Here is an 18,074-nt window from a genome sequence, read left to right on the forward strand (position 1 = left end):
GAGCTACTTTTTATGCTCTTAACTTATATTTGCAAACTATGACAACAACCTACAAAAACATTACGGTTTCTTATAACGATATTGGTCAAGGCGATACAATAGTATTAATTCATGGTTTTTTAGAAAACAGCACCATGTGGAATGCTTTAGTTGACACATTAAAATATACTAACAGAATAATAACTGTAGATTTATTAGGTCATGGTCAAACCGATTGCTTGGGTTACATTCATACTATGGAAGATAATGCAGACATGATACACGCATTGATTACCCAATTAAATATTAAAAACTTTACAGTAATAGGTCACTCTTTAGGCGGTTACGTTGCTTTGGCTTTCGCCGAAAAACATCCAAAATACATTAATGGGTTATGCTTAATGAACTCGACACCATTTGCTGATAGCCAGTTACGTTATGATACTAGAACACGAGCTATAAAAGCAGCAAAGAGAAACTACGAAAGCTTGGTTAGTATGTCTATTAGTAATTTATTTTACGAAAAAAATAGAGAATTATTTAGTGAAGACATTGAAGCCTTAAAAACAGAAGCCTTAAAAACACCTTTACAAGGTTATATTGCCACTCAAGAAGGTATGAAGCTAAGAAAAGATAGAACCGAAGTTTTAAAACAGCTTAACTGTAAAAAACTAATTATTGCTGGTAAAAACGACCCAATTTTAAGCTTAGAAGACCTTGAATCTTTAAAACCTATTAATCTTCTAAATATTAGCATTTTAGAAGGCGGACATATGTCTTATATTGAAAATGAAAGTGATTTCTTACAAGAAATAGTGCATTTCATCGAAAAAATATAACTTTTTGTCGGTGTTTTAGATTTTATTATTTACATTCGAAATGTTAACTACTACATTTTTAATCTTTTAGCCCCAAAGCTATCTAAAACAAACATATACCGATGAGAAAAGTAGACAGCCAAACAACTAATCGCAGTAGTCTATACTGCGCTATTTTTGGACACAACTTTCAGGTGAGTAAAAACATCACCTATCATGTTAAAGAGTACAAATGTTGCAATTGCAAAAAAGAAATGACAACCAATAGCAATGGTGACTTAACAGAATTAACCCCTAAATTTAAAGAAATTAATTCCGTTTTAGAACGAATTCATAGCAACAAACTAATTAGGCTGTCTAGACAAAGGATTGATTATCCTCAATTTAAAATGACATCTTAGTCCTCTGTAGATTTAAAACTTTTCCATCCTTGAGCTTGCAATTCAATTTTTTGTTCTGCTCTTGTGACTAAATGTGCGCCTGCATTTTTTTCAGTAATGTAACCAATGACTGTTAAATTTGGGTTGGCTTTAATTTTAGGATAATCTTCTTGGCTTATCGTCATTAAAAGCTCATAATCCTCACCTCCGTTCAAAGCTATTGTAGTACTATCTATATTAAATTCTTCACAAGTAGTAATAACTTGAGGATCTAAAGGTATTTTGGTTTCGTATAGATCGCAACCTACGTCACTATTTTTACAAATATGAAGTATTTCTGAAGATAAACCATCACTAATATCAATCATAGATGTAGGTTTTACATCTAAATCCTTTAATAACTTAACAATATCCTTTCTTGCTTCTGGTTTAAGTTGTCTTTCTACTAGATAAGTATACTGATCTAAATCTGGTTGATTTTGAGGGTTTACTTTAAACACTTCTTTTTCGCGTTCTAAAACTTGAAGTCCTAAATAAGCAGCTCCTAAATCTCCTGTAACCACAAGTAAGTCGTTTGGTTTAGCACCACTACGATATACCTCATTACCTTTATCTACATGACCTATTGCTGTGACAGAAATTACTAGTCCAGATGTTGAACTTGTAGTGTCTCCTCCAACTAAATCTACACCATAAATATTGCAAGCAGTTTGTATACCTGAGTAAAGCTCTTCTATAGCCTCTAACGGAAACCTATTAGAAACCGCAATAGACACAGTAACTTGAGAAGCTTGTGCATTCATTGCATAAATATCTGATAAATTAACCATAACTGATTTGTAACCTAGGTGCTTTAAAGGCATGTAGGACAGATCAAAATGCACACCTTCAACTAAAAAATCTGTTGACACTACAACTTTATCTCCTTTAAAATCTAAAACAGCAGCGTCATCACCAATTCCTTTAATAGTTGATGATTGTTTGATTTCAAAATTTTTAGCTAAATGGTCTATCAAGCCAAATTCTCCTATTTGACCTAAATCTGTTCGTTGTTGATTTTTATCTTCTATCATAGTGCAAAAATACTAAGGCTATTTTAAAAGGTAGGCAAAAAGTAAGATTAATTGTTATAATTAATAGTTAGCATAAATCTAAATCAACTGCAAATTTTACTTAATTGTTGGTATTTCTGTTAAATTTGCTAAAATCTCAATATCAGAACTTAACCTAAATGAATTATTTAAAAAAATTACCATTTATAGCTTTTAGTCTTTTTTATTATTTGACTAATGCTCAAAGTGAATGTGAAAATGGATTTGCTTCCCACACAATAAATGGCGAAACAACATCTTACCCTTGCAACGGTTACGACTTGCTATCTAGAGTACCTATTTCTGTTTTAGCAACTACACTAGGGACAGAAGAAGGTAGTGATATTTGGGGATGGACCGATCCGTTAGATGGAAAAGAATATGCTATTGTAGGCACAACAAATAGTACCGCTTTTGTTGATGTTTCTGATGCTTTTAATCCTGTTTTTTTAGGAAGAATTGAAACTGCAAACGGAAACACATCCTATTGGCGAGATGTAAAAGTGTATAATAATCATGCTTACATAGTTGCTGATGGTGTAGGTAATCATGGCATGCAAGTTTTTGATTTAACCAATTTAAGAAATGGTCCAAATCCAGATTTAACATATACTAGCGCTATAAATGATGGCGGAGTTGTAGTATTTAGTGGTGATAACGGAATTAACATTGGCAGCTGTCATAATATAGTTATCAATGAAGATGACGCAACCGCTTATCTGGTAGGTTGTAACGCAGTTAGTGGCGGACCTATATTTGTAGACATTTCTAACCCTAGCTCACCAACTATTAGTGGTAGTTACGCCGCAAGCGGATATACACATGACGCACAAGTTATAACTTATAATGGACCAGACACAAACGCTAGTAATGTTACTGGAGTTTCTAGTTATATAGGCAGACAAATTTTAGCAGCTAGTAATGGAGGATCTAATGATAAAGTTGTGTTTTTAGATGTTACAGACAAAAGCAATCCGCAGTTTATTTCAGAAATTACATATCCAAGTCCAGGTTATGCACATCAAGGTTGGTTTACAGAAGATCATAAATATTTCATTTTTGGAGACGAAACAGACGAAATGAATTTTGGAAACAACACACGAACTTTAGTGTTTGATGTTAATGATTTAGATAACCCATCATTATTATCAACATATTATGGACCTTCAGATGCAATAGATCATAATGGTTACATTAAAGGTAACAAGTTTTACTTAGCAAATTATCGTGCTGGCATGCGTGTAGTAGATATTTCAACAGTAAACACAACTTCTAACTCCATGACAGAAATTGGTTATTTTGATACTTACCCATCTAGTAACAGCACAGCTTTTAATGGTGCGTGGAGTATCTACCCTTATTTCGCAAGCGGTAATATCATTATTAGTGATATAGAAAGAGGCTTATTTGTGGTTAGAGAAAGTGAGAATTCATTAAATACTAAAGAATTTGAAATTACTAATAATTTTTCAATATCTCCTAACCCAACGAAGGGTAAAAGTAAATTAACAAGTAACAGCACAAAAAAAATAATGACTGTTCAAATATTTAATGTACTTGGTAAAAAGGTATTTGATAAAAACAATATCAATGCCAGAAACTTCGTTTTACCAACAGACAATTATAATAATGGGATTTATATTGTCAGAATAAATGATAGAATATCTAAAAAATTGATAATCAATAAATAAAAAAAAATGAACAACTTTAAGCTTAAAATAAAACACTATTACAAAACATTAAGTTTAATAGTTATTCTTTTATTAAACCTTAGTTGTTCAGAAAATGAAGAGATTACCTCAACACAGCCTAACAACAGTACACAAAGCTCTCAATCACCATGTACTGATGGATTAGCAGGAAATTATCCCTGTAATGGCTTTGATTTAATGGGAGAAATAGATGTTCTAACTTTAAGCGGATCTACTGCAGCAAGAGGTAATGATATTTGGGGATGGACAGACCCATCAACCCAAAAAGAATATGCAATAGCCGCTTTAACTAACAGCACAGCATTTATAGATGTTACTGATGCAACAAACCCTATATTTTTAGGTAGACTTGAAACAAACACAACTTCAAGTATATGGAGAGATGTTAAAACTTATAATAACTATGCTTTTATTGTTGCAGATAATGCAGGCACGCATGGGATGCAGGTCTTTGATCTTACTAGGCTAAGAAACCTTACTTCTACACCAGTAACATTTACTGCAGATACAACCTTTAACGGTGTAGATAGCTGTCACAACATAGTTATTAATGAAGAGGAAGGTGTAGCATACCTTGTTGGATGTACCAATAATAATGGAGGTCCTATATTTGTAGACATTACTGACCCTTTAAACCCGACATACTTAGGAGAATATAACTCAGCAGGCTACTCTCATGATGCGCAAGTTGTAACTTATAACGGACCAGACAATGACTACACTGGACATCAAATATACATAGGCAGTAATGGCAATACAGATCAAGTTGTAATTTTAGATGTTACAGATAAGTCTAATATTACTCAAATAAGTAGTATATCTTATCCTCAAACAGCCTACGCGCATCAAGGCTGGTTTACAGAGGATCAAGCCTATTTTATTTTAGGTGATGAGGTAGATGAAATTACCTATGGCTTTAACACAAAGACTTTAGTTTTTGACTTTAACGATTTAGACAACCCTTCATTATCTTCAACATATTTTGGACCAACACCAGCAATTGATCATAACGGTTATGTAAAAGGAAACGAATATTATTTAGCCAACTATCGTGCTGGATTAAGAGTTTTAGATATTAGTAATATTTCTGCGTCATCAAATGCTTTAGTTGAAACAGGATATTTCGATTCTTATCCAGCAGATGATAATCCTGATTTTAATGGTGCATGGAGTGTATATCCTTATTTTGAGAGTGAAAATATAATAATAGGAGATATTGATGCTGGACTTTTAATTGTTAGAAAAAGTAATTAAATGAAATATATTTATCTAATTATAATTGCTTTAGCCTTAGTTTTAACTTCTTGTAGAACTGAAGATGACACGCCTCAACCTCAACAAGAACAAGAAACTCCAGAAGTGACAACAACAGGCAGTATAGAAAACATATCAACTTTTGGCGGTTCAAAAAATGATAGCGCAGAAGCAGTAATAAAAACATCTGATGGCGGATACGCTGTTGTTGGATATACACAATCTGTAAATGGCGATATCACAAACAAATCTGACGAAAGTTATGATGCATGGTTATTAAAATTTGACGCTAACAACAATTTACTATGGAACAAAACTTACGGAGGTAGTAATGATGAAAAAGCTAATGATATTATTCAAACTAACGATGGTGGATTTATTGTAATAGGATACACTTTTAGCAACGATGGAGACGTAAGTAATAATGCTGGTCAACAAGATTTATGGGTGTTTAAAACAGATCCTCAAGGTAATATTGAATGGGAAAAAACTTATGGCTATTCAGGTTTAGATTACGGACTATCAATAATACAAACAAGCGACAACGGTTATTTTTTAACAGGTGTTTTAGACGTTACTGCTTCTGGAGGAGAAGGTAACACCAGAAGCAATCAAACCTTACATGCTGGCGGCGACTATTGGGCTTTAAAAATAGATGAAACTGGCAACCTTCAATGGAGTAAATATTTTGGCGGTTCCTTCTCAGATACGCCTTACGACACGATACAAACAGAAGATAGTGGCTTTATAATTATAGGATCCTCAGACAGCACCGATTTTGACGTTACAAACAACATCGGTTCTTACGATTTTTGGGTTATCAAAATAAATAGTCAAGGTATTTTAGAGTGGAAAAAAAATTATGGTGGCTCTCAAATAGACGAAGCACGTAAGATAATAAAAACTAATAATGGTAATTATCTAATTGTTGGTGACACAAGAAGTGAAGATGCAGATATCTCAAACAGTTTAGGTGCTGCAGATGTATGGTCTATTATAATTGATGATTCTGGTCAACTTTTACAAGAAACCAATTATGGAGGAGAAAGTTTTGATGTTGGTCGGGCTGTTATTTCTGATTTAGAAAACGGATATCTTTACTGCGGAAGCTCTAGAAGTGGCACAGGACAACTCACTCAAAATAATGGACAAAATGATATTTGGGTATTTAAAACTAATTCTAACGGTGATTTAAATTGGCAAACATCAATTGGAGGAAGCAACATCGATTACGGACATGGAATTACTCAATTAGACAATGGTAAAATTGTAGTTGTTGGCGTCTCTAGCAGTAACGATATTGACATACCAGAAAACAAAGGATTTGAAGACTTAATTATAGCAACATTAAATTAAATGAAAAAAATAGCAACATTAATAGCTTTATTTTTAACCCTAGCTGCATGTAGTGAAGATGTAGACGACAATGCTGTAGCAGAAACAAATGCTAGTGTTAGTTTTAAATTTACACACAATTGGAATGACCAATTATTAGATAGTTCTAACTTTGAAAATTTAGATCTAACAAACGAAAACGGAGAAGTAATAAATATAGACAGAGTAAGATACCTTATCTCTCGTATTGAATTAATTAATACAGATAACAACCTTAGCTATGTATTTGATGGTTATAAATTTACAGATTTATCAAACGAAAATACATATGATTTCTCCCCAGAAACCAATGCCGTTCCACTAGGTAATTATCAACTTAAATTTATTTGGGGATTTAACGAACAAGATAATATAAACGGTGCTTATCCAGATTTAAATATTGCTTCTTGGAATTGGCCAGACATGCTTGGTGGCGGTTATCACTTTTTACAATTTGATGGCATGTATAATGTTAATACAACTAACCCTGCACCTTTTAACTATCATAATGGAACTGCAAGAGTAAGCGAAGGTGTTTTTGAGCAAAATTTTGCAACAATAACATTTTCAGAGTCATTCACTATTTCAAACAATGCAACAATTGAAGTTAAAATGAATATTGCCGAATTTTTTACCAATCCAAACACTTGGGATTTAAACGTATTAGACACACCACTAATGCCTAATTATACTGCACAAAAAATGATGCAAGAAAATGTATTATCTGTATTTAGTTTAGGTGAAATTATACAATAAATATTAATGAAATATTGGATTACATATTGCCTATTAACAATTATTATTTGTTCTTGCTCAAAATCTGAAGACGTAGCTAATAATGAGAATGATTATGTACCTATACCTTATCAATTAGAAGTACCGCTACATTTTGACCAATTGTTAATAGATCCAATTATTCCTTTTGACAACCCGATGACAGAAGAAGGTGTTTCTTTAGGAAAACGCTTATTTTACGATCGTATTCTTTCTGTAGATAATACAAAAGCTTGTGCAAGTTGCCATATGCCACAAAATGGATTTTCAGACTCTAATAAATTTAGCATAGGTGTTTCAGGAAATTTTGGTAATCGCAATAGTATGCCTTTAATTAATTTAGCATGGAATTTTGATGACAAATATTTTTGGGACGGACGTGCATTAGGACTAGAACATCAAGCATTAGAACCTGTCACCAATCCAATAGAGCTAGAAAATCCTTCATGGAGTGATGTAGAAGACAGACTTAACAACCATCCAGAATATCCAAATTTATTCAACCAAGCGTTTGGTACTTCAACTATTACAAAAGACTTAGTAACAAAAGCAATTGCACAATTTGAGCGTACTTTAATTTCTGGTAATTCAAAATTTGATAAATTTCTAAATGGAGAAGCCACATTAACTGCTCAAGAACAAGAAGGTTTAAATGTGTTTATGGATGAAGAACGTGGAGATTGTTTCCACTGTCATGGTAATCCTAACAATCCGCTTTGGACAGATAATCAATTTCACAACAATGGTCTAGATGCTACTTTTACAGACTTAGGCTTGGGCGCAGTTACAGGCAACCCTAATGATAATGGTAAGTTTAGGTCACCAACACTACGTAATTTAGCTTACACTGCACCATATATGCACGACGGTAGGTTTCTAACATTAGACGATGTTATAGAACATTACAGTAGCGGTCTTCAAAATTCTTCAACCATTGATCCTTTAATGAAAAAAGTAGAGCAAGGTGGCGTTCAACTTTCAGAAGAAGACAAGAACAACTTAAAAGCTTTCTTGTTATCACTTTCTGACCCTTCATTTATAAACAATCCCGCATTTCTTCCTCAATAAGAAAAATCAATCTGCCTATTTATTAATATAATGTTACTAAATATGGTAAACAGAGACTTAAATTGTATCTTTGCATTCTATTTAGATAAACTCTAATAAACAGGTATGATAAAAGTTTCTGATACAGCAAAAAAGAAAGTCATCGAATTAATGAATGATGATGGCTTTAATCCTAGCACTGACTACATAAGAGTTGGTGTAAAAAGTGGTGGTTGCTCTGGTTTATCTTACGATTTAAAGTTTGACAAAACCAAAGCAGAAGAAGATAAAGTTTTTGAAGATAATGAGGTTAAAATTATTGTTGACAAAAAAAGTTTTTTATACCTAATAGGTACCACTTTAGAATATTCAGGAGGATTAAACGGAACTGGATTTGTGTTTAATAACCCTAATGCCAACCGTACTTGCGGTTGCGGAGAAAGTTTTTCACTTTAAAAAAAGAAGACAAAAATTACTATGTCAAAATATACTGAAGACGACTTAAGAGAAGAATTAAAAACTAAAGAATACGAATACGGTTTTTACACAGATATTGAATCTGACACCTTTCCTGTTGGTTTAAACGAAGACATTGTTCGTGCCATTTCGGTTAAAAAAGAAGAACCAGAATGGATGACCGAGTGGCGTCTTGATGCCTTCAAAACTTGGAAAGAAATGGTAGAACCAGAATGGGCAAACGTACATTACGAAAAACCAGATTTTCAAGCTATTTCTTACTACTCGGCTCCAAACAACAAACCTAAATACGATAGTTTAGACGAAGTAGATCCAGAATTATTAGACACTTTTAATAAACTTGGAATTTCTTTAGACGAACAAAAAAAATTAGCAGGTGTAGCTATGGATGTTGTTGTAGACTCTGTTTCTGTAGCAACTACATTTAAAAAGACATTAGCAGAAAAAGGTATTATCTTCTGCTCTATCTCTGAAGCTATTCGCGAATATCCCGATTTAGTAAAAAAATATATTGGTACCGTTGTGCCTAAAAAAGATAATTTTTATGCGGCATTAAATAGCGCTGTATTTAGTGATGGTAGTTTTTGCTACATCCCTAAAGGTGTAAGATGCCCAATGGAATTATCTACCTACTTCCGTATTAATCAAGCAGGAACAGGACAGTTTGAGCGTACATTAGTTGTAGCAGATCAAGGTAGTTACGTAAGTTATCTTGAAGGTTGTACAGCACCAAGTCGTGACGAAAACCAATTACACGCCGCAGTTGTAGAGCTTATTGCTTTAGATGATGCCGAAATAAAATACAGTACCGTACAAAATTGGTTTCCTGGAAATGCCGAAGGAAAAGGTGGTGTTTATAACTTTGTAACAAAGCGTGGATTGTGCGAGAAAAACGCAAAAATTTCTTGGACACAGGTAGAAACCGGTAGTGCTGTAACTTGGAAGTATCCAAGCTGCGTATTAAAAGGAGACAACAGTGTTGGTGAGTTTTATTCTATTGCAGTAACTAATAATTTCCAGCAAGCAGATACAGGGACTAAGATGATTCATCTTGGAAAAAACACTAAATCTACAATTATTTCTAAAGGAATTTCTGCAGGTAAATCTCAAAACTCTTACCGTGGACTAGTACAAATAGCAGGTCGCGCAGAAAATGCACGTAACTTTTCACAGTGTGATAGTTTGCTAATGGGTAACGAGTGTGGCGCACATACATTCCCTTACATTGAAGCAAAAAATAAATCGGCACAAATAGAACACGAAGCTACAACCAGTAAGATTGGAGAAGATCAAATCTTTTATTGTAACCAACGTGGTATTGATACCGAAAAAGCAATTGCTTTAATAGTAAACGGTTTTAGTAAAGAAGTATTAAATAAATTGCCTATGGAGTTTGCTGTAGAAGCGCAAAAACTTTTAGAAATTTCATTAGAAGGTTCTGTAGGATAAATCAATTTTTAACTATGAAAAAACTAATCATTCTTCTTATTACCCTTTCATTATTTGTTGCTTGTAAAAAAGACAAAAAAGAAACTACTGTAGAGCAAACAGAAACTGAGGTTAAAAAAGAGCCTATCAAAATGTTTATGTTTGATGGTGGTACTGTTCAAGTTAACATGCTTGAAATTTTTTCTCAAGATGATGCTTATAAAGGACAATCAAAAACCTTTGCAGATGCATTTTATTTAATTCAGCATCCAGACGGTAACTTATTATGGGACGCAGGATTGTCTGAAGATTTAATAGGAAAAGAACCATTTACAACTCCAGAAGGCGCTTTTACTGTAAGTAGAAAAACAGGAATTGAAGAACAACTAAAGTCAATAGGCTTGTCAACCAATGATGTAAAATATATTGCGCTATCGCATACACATTTTGACCATTCTGGATCTGCATCTAAATTACCAAACGCCATTTGGATCGTTCAAGAAAACGAGTATAACTTTGTAACTAGCGAAGAACAAAAAAAACAAAGTCCAGACAATTTTAACGCGATAAAAAATTTAAAAGCTTTAAAGAAAATAAATGGTAATTATGATGTTTTTGGTGACGGAAGAGTTGTAATAGTATCAACTCCAGGTCATACACCAGGTCATCAGTCTTTATTTGTAGATTTAGAACAAGAAGGACCATTAATGCTTACAGGAGATATGTACCACATGGAAGAAAGCAGAGAAAACTCTAGAGTACCAATCTTTAATCATGATGTTGATCAAACTTTAGCATCAATGGAAGTTTTTGAAACATTTGCAAAAGAAAAAGGAGCACGTGTTATTATACAACATTCAACAAAAGATTATAACAGTTTAAATCCAGCACCAGAACCAATTCAATAGTAAAAAATGAAAAAAATAATTCTTATTTGTACTATCATATTAGCTTTTGGTTGTAAAGACGAAAAGAAACACACCGAAACCACTTCAACAGATAAAAAAGTTGAAACCAAAAGATTAGTTGGAGAGTTTGTATATTATGCAGACGCAGCAGTTTTTCAAGTAAAAAATGATATTTATGGTGTTATTTTAGATGAAAAATCTGAAGCTTTAAATAAAGAAGCAGAGCCTTACAAAAAAGAAGCAACAGATATGGTTATAGCAGATGTAGAGGCACAAATTATCCCAAAAGATACAAATGAAGAAGGCTGGCCATACAAACTAAAAATAGAAAAAATACATAGTGTTAAAGCACTAGACCCGAATAAAAACGACGTTATTAAATTAGGAAAATAAACAGTATGTTAAAGATAAATAACTTACACGCAAGCGTAGAAGACAAATCTATATTAAAAGGTATTAACCTAGAAGTAAAACCAGGTGAAGTACACGCCATTATGGGACCAAACGGTTCTGGTAAAAGTACATTAGCTTCTGTAATTGCTGGTAAAGAAGATTACGAAGTTGAGGATGGAGATATCTTTTTAGAAGGAGAAAACATTAACGAGCTTGCAGCAGAAGAGCGCGCACATAAAGGTGTATTTTTATCGTTTCAATATCCAGTAGAAATCCCTGGAGTTTCGGTAACCAACTTTATGAAAACAGCTATCAACGAATCAAGAAAAGCTAAAGGCTTAGAAGAAATGCCAGCTAACGAGATGTTAAAGCTAATTCGTGAAAAATCAGAATTACTAGAAATAGATCGTAAATTCTTATCTCGTTCTTTAAACGAAGGGTTTTCTGGAGGAGAAAAAAAGCGTAACGAAATTTTCCAAATGGCAATGTTAGAACCAAAATTAGCTATTCTTGACGAAACTGATTCTGGTTTAGATATTGATGCTTTACGTATTGTAGCAAATGGAGTAAATAAATTAAAAAGTAAAGACAACGCTGTTGTAGTAATTACACACTACCAACGTTTATTAGATTACATCGTACCAGATTACGTACACGTGTTATTAAATGGTCGTATTGTTAAATCTGGAACTAAAGAATTAGCACACGAGCTAGAAGAAAAAGGTTACGATTGGATTAAAGAAGAAGTTGGTGCATAAGCACTTTCTAGCAAATTAAAATTATGTAGAATAATACAGCTTTAAGCAGCATTTAAAATGCGTTGAAGACTGAATACTGAAAACTTAACAAATGAGTTTAAAAGAAAAATTAGTTTCATCTTTCATGGCTTTTGAAGACCATGTAGACGTTGATACTAAAATACATGATATTCGTACAGAAGCTATAAAGCTTTTTGAAGATAAAGGCTTTCCTACAAAAAAAGATGAAGCTTGGAAGTACACATCTTTAAACAGCATATTAAAACATGACTATAGCGTATTCCCTAAACAAGAAAACGCTTTAGAATATAGTGATATAAAACAATATTTTATTCACGATATAGACACTTACAAGATTGTTTTTATCGACGGTAAATACTCATCTCATTTATCTCAAACTACACACGAAGGTCTAGATGTTTGTTTAATGTCTGCTGCGTTAACAAAACCAAAATACCAATTGGTAATAGAAAATTACTTTAACAAAGTAGCAGAAAAAGATGGATTATCATCTTTAAACACAGCATTTTCTCAAGAAGGCGCATTTATTCACGTTCCAAAAAATAAAGTAGTTAACAAACCTATTCAAATTGTACATTTTTCTACAGGTAACGAGTCTGCACTTATGCTTCAACCTCGTAATTTAATTGTAGTTGACGAGAATAGTCATGTACAAATTATAGAACGTCATCAAAGTCTTACAGACAATCCTGTATTAACCAATAGTGTTACAGAAATATTTGCCAACAAACGCGCAATTGTTGATTATTATAAAATTCAAAATGATAATCTAAATGCTTCATTAATAGACAACACTTTTGTAGAGCAAAAGCAAGAAAGTTTTGCTTCTGTTCATACCTTTAGTTTTGGTGGTAAATTAACCAGAAATAACCTTAATTATTATCAAAACGGAGAGCGTATAGATTCTACATTAAAAGGAGTAACAATTATTGGTGAAAAACAACATGTAGATCATAATACATTAGTACATCATATAGAACCAAATTGCGAAAGTCACCAAGATTACAAAGGTATTTTTGACGATAACGCAACCGGCGTATTTAATGGTAAAGTAGTTGTTGAAAAAGAAGCACAAAAAACAAATGCTTTTCAATCTAACAACAATATTTTAGTTAGCGATAAAGCTACAATTAACACCAAACCTCAACTAGAAATTTTTGCAGACGATGTAAAATGCTCTCACGGTTGTACAATTGGTCAGTTAGACGAAAGTGCTTTATTCTATTTAAAATCTAGAGGTATCCCAGAAAAAGAAGCCAGAGGATTATTAATGTTTGCATTTAGTAACAACGTATTAAGTTCGGTAAAAATACCAGAACTTAAACAACGTATTACTAAATTAATTGCTTTAAAATTAGGCGTAAATATAGGATTTGACTTATAATATGCTAGATATTAAAAAAATAAGACAAGATTTTCCTATACTTAATAGACAAGTAAATGGTAAACCTTTAGTGTATTTTGATAATGCTGCAACGTCGCAAACACCACAACAAGTTATAGATGTAATAGTAGATTATTATTCTAATTATAACGCTAATATACATCGCGGTGTACACACATTAAGTCAAGAAGCCACAGATAAATATGAGGCTGCACGTAAGACTATTCAAAATCATTTTAATGCTAAACATGCTTACGAGATTATTTTAACCTCTGGTACAACTCATAGTATTAATTTAATTGCAAATGGCTTTGCTTCACTTTTAAATGAAAAAGATGAACTTATAGTTTCTGCATTAGAGCATCACAGTAATATCGTTCCTTGGCAAATGCTTTGCGAAAAAACAGGAGCTACACTTAAAGTGATTCCTATGACTAATGAAGGTGAATTAGACATGCAAGCCTACACTAATCTACTTTCTAAAAGCACAAAATTAGTCTTCGTTAATCATATATCTAACGCATTAGGCACCATTAATCCAATTGAAACAATTATTGAAAAAGCGCATCAAGTTGGCGCTGCTGTTTTAATAGATGGTGCGCAAGCTTGTCCACACATAAAACCAGATGTACAAGCATTAGATGTAGATTTTTATGTAACCTCAGCTCATAAAATGTGTGGACCAACAGGTGTTGGTATGCTTTATGGTAAAGAAGAATGGTTAAAAAAACTTCCGCCTTATCAAGGTGGTGGAGAAATGATTGACCAAGTTACTTTTGAAAAAACAACATACGCTGGTTTACCGCATAAATTTGAAGCAGGAACACCAAATATTTGTGGAGGCATTGCTTTTGGAGCCGCAATAGATTACATGAATGCTATTGGCTTTGATAATATTGCTAATTACGAGCATGAACTTTTAGAATACGGCACTAAAAAACTTTTAGAAATTGAAGGATTAAAAATCTACGGAACTTCTAAAAATAAAACATCTGTAATATCTTTTAACTTAGTTGGTATTCATCCATATGATGTTGGTACATTATTAGATAAAATGGGTATTGCAGTTCGTACAGGTCATCATTGTACGCAACCTATAATGGACTTTTATAATATACCAGGAACAGTAAGAGCTTCGTTTGCATTCTATAATACAAAAGAAGAAATAGACGCTTTAGTTACTGCTGTAAAAAAAGCAAAGATGATGTTAAGTTAAAAATTGGCGTCTTTTTTGTATTATTATAGTAAATAATAAATTTCAATGAAGATGAAAACCTATATTCTTATATTTTTAACCTTATTTTTAAACGCTTGTAACGCTTCTAAAAATATACCATCTAATTTAGCTGAAAGTAACACAGAAATATCAACAAAAGCTAAAACAACACAATCAGACATTTCGTCATTTGAATATTCTGCAGTTACAAGAGGCGGGTATTTAATGGTAAAAGCTAATAAAGATAAAATTACTTATCAATTATCTCGCACGTCTAAAGAAGAAACAAAAGATTGCACAACTAAGAATTGGGAAACTTTAACCAACTTAGCTAGTAATTTTGACATTACAAAAATTAATGAATTTGAAGCTCCAAGCAAAGCACATCAATATGATGGTGCTGCAATTGCTAACTTTAAAATTTTTGTTGGAGAAAAAACATACGGTTCTCAATCTTTTGATGCAGGTAATCCTCCAAAAGAAATTGCAGAACTAGTTAACTATCTTTTAAACTTAGTGCCAAAAAATTAAGAACGGTTTAACGACAAGTCAAGGCTTACAATAGAAGAATATTCATTAATTTTGTAACTGAAAAAGACAGAAACGACTTATGCCTAATATAAAAGAAATACAAGAAGACATCATAGACGAATTTTCAATGTTCGAAGATTGGGAAGAGCGTTATCAATACATGATAGACCTTGGTAAAACCTTACCATTAATTGAGGAGCAATACAAAACCGACGATCATATAATTAAAGGTTGTCAAAGCAAAGTTTGGGTACATGCTCAAATGGATGAAGATAAAGTTGCCTTTACTGCAGATAGCGATGCTATAATAACCAAAGGGATTATTGCTATTTTAATTCGTGTATTTTCAAACCAACACCCAAAAGATATTATCGAAGCAGATACCGATTTTATTGATAAAATTGGATTAAAAGAACACCTATCTCCTACAAGAGCAAACGGATTAGTTAGCATGATTAAGCAATTAAAGATGTATGCAATTGCTTATCAAACACAATTAAAATAATTTCGCTTTCGCGGAATAACAAAAGAAAAAGAAAATGAGCACAATAGATACAGCCGAATTAGGAGAAAAAATAGTAAAGGTTTTAAAAACCATTTACGATCCAGAAATACCAGTAGATATTTACGAATTAGGATTAATTTACGACGTATTAGTAAACGAAGATTACGAAGTAAAAATCCTAATGACCTTAACAACACCAAACTGTCCAGTTGCAGAAACTTTACCTCTTGAAGTAGAAGAAAAAGTAAAATCTCTTAACGATATTAAAGACGCTGAAGTAGAAATCACTTTTGATCCACCATGGTCTCAAGACTTAATGAGTGAAGAAGCAAAACTAGAATTAGGAATGCTATAAAAGCAATCAAAATGGCAGACGAAATTATAAACCGCGTAGCCAATAGCAAGCTGCAAATAATAGATCTAGAAGATTATTATCCATCTGGTAAATGTGTAGTTTTTGACATTAAAGATTGGCTTTATGAAGGATTAGTCCTTAGAGAAAAAGATTTTAGAGAACAAGTAAAAGCATATGACTGGTCTCAATATAAAAACCAGTACGTCGCAATAAATTGTAGTACAGATGCTATAATACCAGATTGGGCATTTATGTTGTTGGTCGTTAATTTAGAACCTTTTGTCGAAAAGTGCCATATCGGAACTTTAGAGGAATTAGAAACTTCAATCTACCAAGATAAAATTAACCAAATAGACACTACAATTTACCAAGATAAACCAGTAATCGTTAAAGGCTGTAGCAACAAGCCAGTCCCTATAAACGCTTACACTATGCTTACTTCTAAACTAAAAAAACACGCCAAATCAATAATGTATGGAGAAGCATGTTCTTCTGTGCCATTATTTAAACGTTAACAACTTTGTTAATTATTTAAATTACTGAATAACAGACCATTAATCTGTTTTGGTAATTTCATATAAATCAAAAGTAAAACTTACCTTTGCATTCGTTTTATTAAAAACTAAAATAATTAGAAATGAAAAAAGTATTACTTATTGGGGCTTTATTTTTAGGAATCGTTTCCGTAAATGCTCAAACAAAAGAAGAATTAAAAGCTGAAAAAGCTGAAAAACAAGCACAAGCTGATAAGTTTCAAGCAGAAGCACATGCTATACAGGCTCAAATAGATGCTTTACCTGGTTGGAGAGTTGGTGCTTTTGGTACCATTGGAGGAAGCATCTCTGAATTTAACAATTGGTATGCTCAAGCAGCACCTAACAACAGTTCTGGTAATATTGGTTTTACTGTAAATGGTTACGCAAATTTAATTGAAGAGAAATTTTTCTGGCGTAACAATTTAAACGTAAACTTAGGTTGGGTTAAATTAGATGATAAAGACGATCCTACAGATAGCGATAAGTTTAGAGAAAACACAGACGTTTTTAATATCACATCTCTTTATGGTAGAAAGTTAAGTGATAAGTGGGCAATTTCTGGATTAGGAGAATACAGAACAACACTTTTAAACAATTTTAACAACCCTGGTTATTTAGATCTTGGTGTTGGTGCAACTTGGACACCTATAGAAAACTTAGTAGTTGTAATACATCCATTAAACTACAACTTTGTTTTTGCTGATGAAGGTACTGTTTTTGAATCTTCTTTAGGAGCTAAGTTTGTAGCAGACTATACTAGACAAATTGGTAAAGTAAACTTTAAATCTAACTTCTCTGGTTTTGCTAGCTATAAAAGTGGTGACTACTCTAACTGGACATGGATTAACAGTTTTGGGTATACATTATGGAAAAACATAGGTGTTGGTTTTGACTTTGGTTTAAGAAGTAACAAACAAGAAGCTGCAGCTTACCAAGGTGTAAGTTTAGACAACGCTGATAATGATTTACAATCTTACTGGTTATTTGGTTTAAACTATAAACTATAATAAACACTCTAGATTTAGATATAAAAAAAGTGCTTCCCAAAAAGGAAGCACTTTTTTTTATGCGTTAGGGATTGAGCTATTGTTGGAGCACATCTTTGATTGCGACTAGCGAAAGCCCGACGTACT

Annotated in this window: 19 protein-coding genes; 18 read left to right on the forward strand and 1 reads right to left on the reverse strand. The window is 32.7% G+C overall.

The features are described from left to right. Positions 1-38: 38 nt before the first annotated feature. On the forward strand, positions 39-818 hold the full coding sequence (locus INR78_RS04530) for an alpha/beta fold hydrolase (RefSeq protein WP_223077649.1): 780 nt from the start codon (positions 39-41) through the stop codon (positions 816-818). 376 nt (positions 819-1,194) lie between these two features. Here INR78_RS04530 and thiL read toward each other — a convergent pair whose 3' ends face one another. Continuing rightward, positions 1,195-2,250, reverse strand: a complete 1,056-nt coding sequence (gene thiL, locus INR78_RS04535; protein ID WP_223077650.1) for a thiamine-phosphate kinase — start codon at positions 2,248-2,250, stop codon at positions 1,195-1,197. Positions 2,251-2,408: 158 nt separating this feature from the next. Here thiL and INR78_RS04540 point away from each other — a divergent pair, with 158 nt between their 5' ends. The 17 genes from INR78_RS04540 to INR78_RS04620 all read left to right on the forward strand — a co-directional run bounded on the left by INR78_RS04540 (position 2,409) and on the right by INR78_RS04620 (position 17,948). After that, positions 2,409-3,959 carry a choice-of-anchor B family protein gene (locus INR78_RS04540; RefSeq protein WP_223077651.1) on the forward strand — a complete coding sequence of 517 codons (1,551 nt, stop codon included), beginning with the start codon at positions 2,409-2,411 and terminating at the stop codon, positions 3,957-3,959. A gap of 6 nt (positions 3,960-3,965) precedes the next feature. Next, positions 3,966-5,234 carry a choice-of-anchor B family protein gene (locus tag INR78_RS04545; RefSeq protein WP_223077652.1) on the forward strand — a complete coding sequence of 423 codons (1,269 nt, stop codon included), beginning with the start codon at positions 3,966-3,968 and terminating at the stop codon, positions 5,232-5,234. Next, complete coding sequence (locus tag INR78_RS04550; protein WP_223077653.1) at positions 5,235-6,590, forward strand: hypothetical protein; 1,356 nt, start codon at positions 5,235-5,237, stop codon at positions 6,588-6,590. Further along, positions 6,591-7,364, forward strand: a complete 774-nt coding sequence (locus tag INR78_RS04555; protein WP_223077654.1) for an MbnP family protein — start codon at positions 6,591-6,593, stop codon at positions 7,362-7,364. Positions 7,365-7,370: 6 nt separating this feature from the next. After that, on the forward strand, positions 7,371-8,450 hold the full coding sequence (locus INR78_RS04560) for a cytochrome-c peroxidase (protein ID WP_223077655.1): 1,080 nt from the start codon (positions 7,371-7,373) through the stop codon (positions 8,448-8,450). Between the two features lie 105 nt (positions 8,451-8,555). Beyond that, positions 8,556-8,885: an iron-sulfur cluster assembly accessory protein gene (locus tag INR78_RS04565; RefSeq protein ID WP_027879140.1), complete on the forward strand. Its 330-nt coding sequence runs from the start codon at positions 8,556-8,558 to the stop codon at positions 8,883-8,885. 21 nt (positions 8,886-8,906) lie between these two features. Then, complete coding sequence (gene sufB, locus INR78_RS04570) at positions 8,907-10,355, forward strand: Fe-S cluster assembly protein SufB (protein WP_223077656.1); 1,449 nt, start codon at positions 8,907-8,909, stop codon at positions 10,353-10,355. A gap of 14 nt (positions 10,356-10,369) precedes the next feature. After that, a complete protein-coding gene (locus INR78_RS04575) occupies positions 10,370-11,242 on the forward strand; it encodes an N-acyl homoserine lactonase family protein (protein ID WP_223077657.1) in 873 nt (290 codons plus the stop codon). Between the two features lie 6 nt (positions 11,243-11,248). Then, positions 11,249-11,635 carry a hypothetical protein gene (locus INR78_RS04580; protein WP_223077658.1) on the forward strand — a complete coding sequence of 129 codons (387 nt, stop codon included), beginning with the start codon at positions 11,249-11,251 and terminating at the stop codon, positions 11,633-11,635. A 5-nt stretch (positions 11,636-11,640) separates the two neighbouring features. Continuing rightward, positions 11,641-12,393 carry a Fe-S cluster assembly ATPase SufC gene (sufC, locus tag INR78_RS04585; protein WP_223077659.1) on the forward strand — a complete coding sequence of 251 codons (753 nt, stop codon included), beginning with the start codon at positions 11,641-11,643 and terminating at the stop codon, positions 12,391-12,393. A 91-nt stretch (positions 12,394-12,484) separates the two neighbouring features. Further along, positions 12,485-13,798, forward strand: a complete 1,314-nt coding sequence (sufD, locus tag INR78_RS04590) for a Fe-S cluster assembly protein SufD (RefSeq protein WP_223077660.1) — start codon at positions 12,485-12,487, stop codon at positions 13,796-13,798. Between the two features lies 1 nt (position 13,799). Next, entirely contained in the window at positions 13,800-15,014 is a 1,215-nt protein-coding gene (locus INR78_RS04595; protein ID WP_223077661.1) for an aminotransferase class V-fold PLP-dependent enzyme, read from the forward strand. Positions 15,015-15,065: 51 nt separating this feature from the next. Then, on the forward strand, positions 15,066-15,545 hold the full coding sequence (locus tag INR78_RS04600; RefSeq protein ID WP_223077662.1) for a hypothetical protein: 480 nt from the start codon (positions 15,066-15,068) through the stop codon (positions 15,543-15,545). 79 nt (positions 15,546-15,624) lie between these two features. Continuing rightward, positions 15,625-16,050, forward strand: coding sequence for a SufE family protein (locus tag INR78_RS04605; protein WP_223077663.1), 426 nt, complete (start codon positions 15,625-15,627; stop codon positions 16,048-16,050). A gap of 34 nt (positions 16,051-16,084) precedes the next feature. Continuing rightward, complete coding sequence (locus tag INR78_RS04610) at positions 16,085-16,405, forward strand: DUF59 domain-containing protein (RefSeq protein ID WP_027879151.1); 321 nt, start codon at positions 16,085-16,087, stop codon at positions 16,403-16,405. An 11-nt stretch (positions 16,406-16,416) separates the two neighbouring features. After that, positions 16,417-16,920 (forward strand): DUF2480 family protein, encoded by a 504-nt coding sequence (locus INR78_RS04615; protein ID WP_223077664.1) that lies wholly within the window; start codon positions 16,417-16,419, stop codon positions 16,918-16,920. Positions 16,921-17,042: 122 nt separating this feature from the next. Then, positions 17,043-17,948 (forward strand): DUF3078 domain-containing protein, encoded by a 906-nt coding sequence (locus INR78_RS04620; protein ID WP_223077665.1) that lies wholly within the window; start codon positions 17,043-17,045, stop codon positions 17,946-17,948. The last annotated feature ends 126 nt before the right edge of the window (positions 17,949-18,074 follow it).

It is taken from the genome of Mesoflavibacter sp. SCSIO 43206, from assembly GCF_019904215.1.
GTDB lineage: Bacteria > Bacteroidota > Bacteroidia > Flavobacteriales > Flavobacteriaceae > Mesoflavibacter > Mesoflavibacter zeaxanthinifaciens.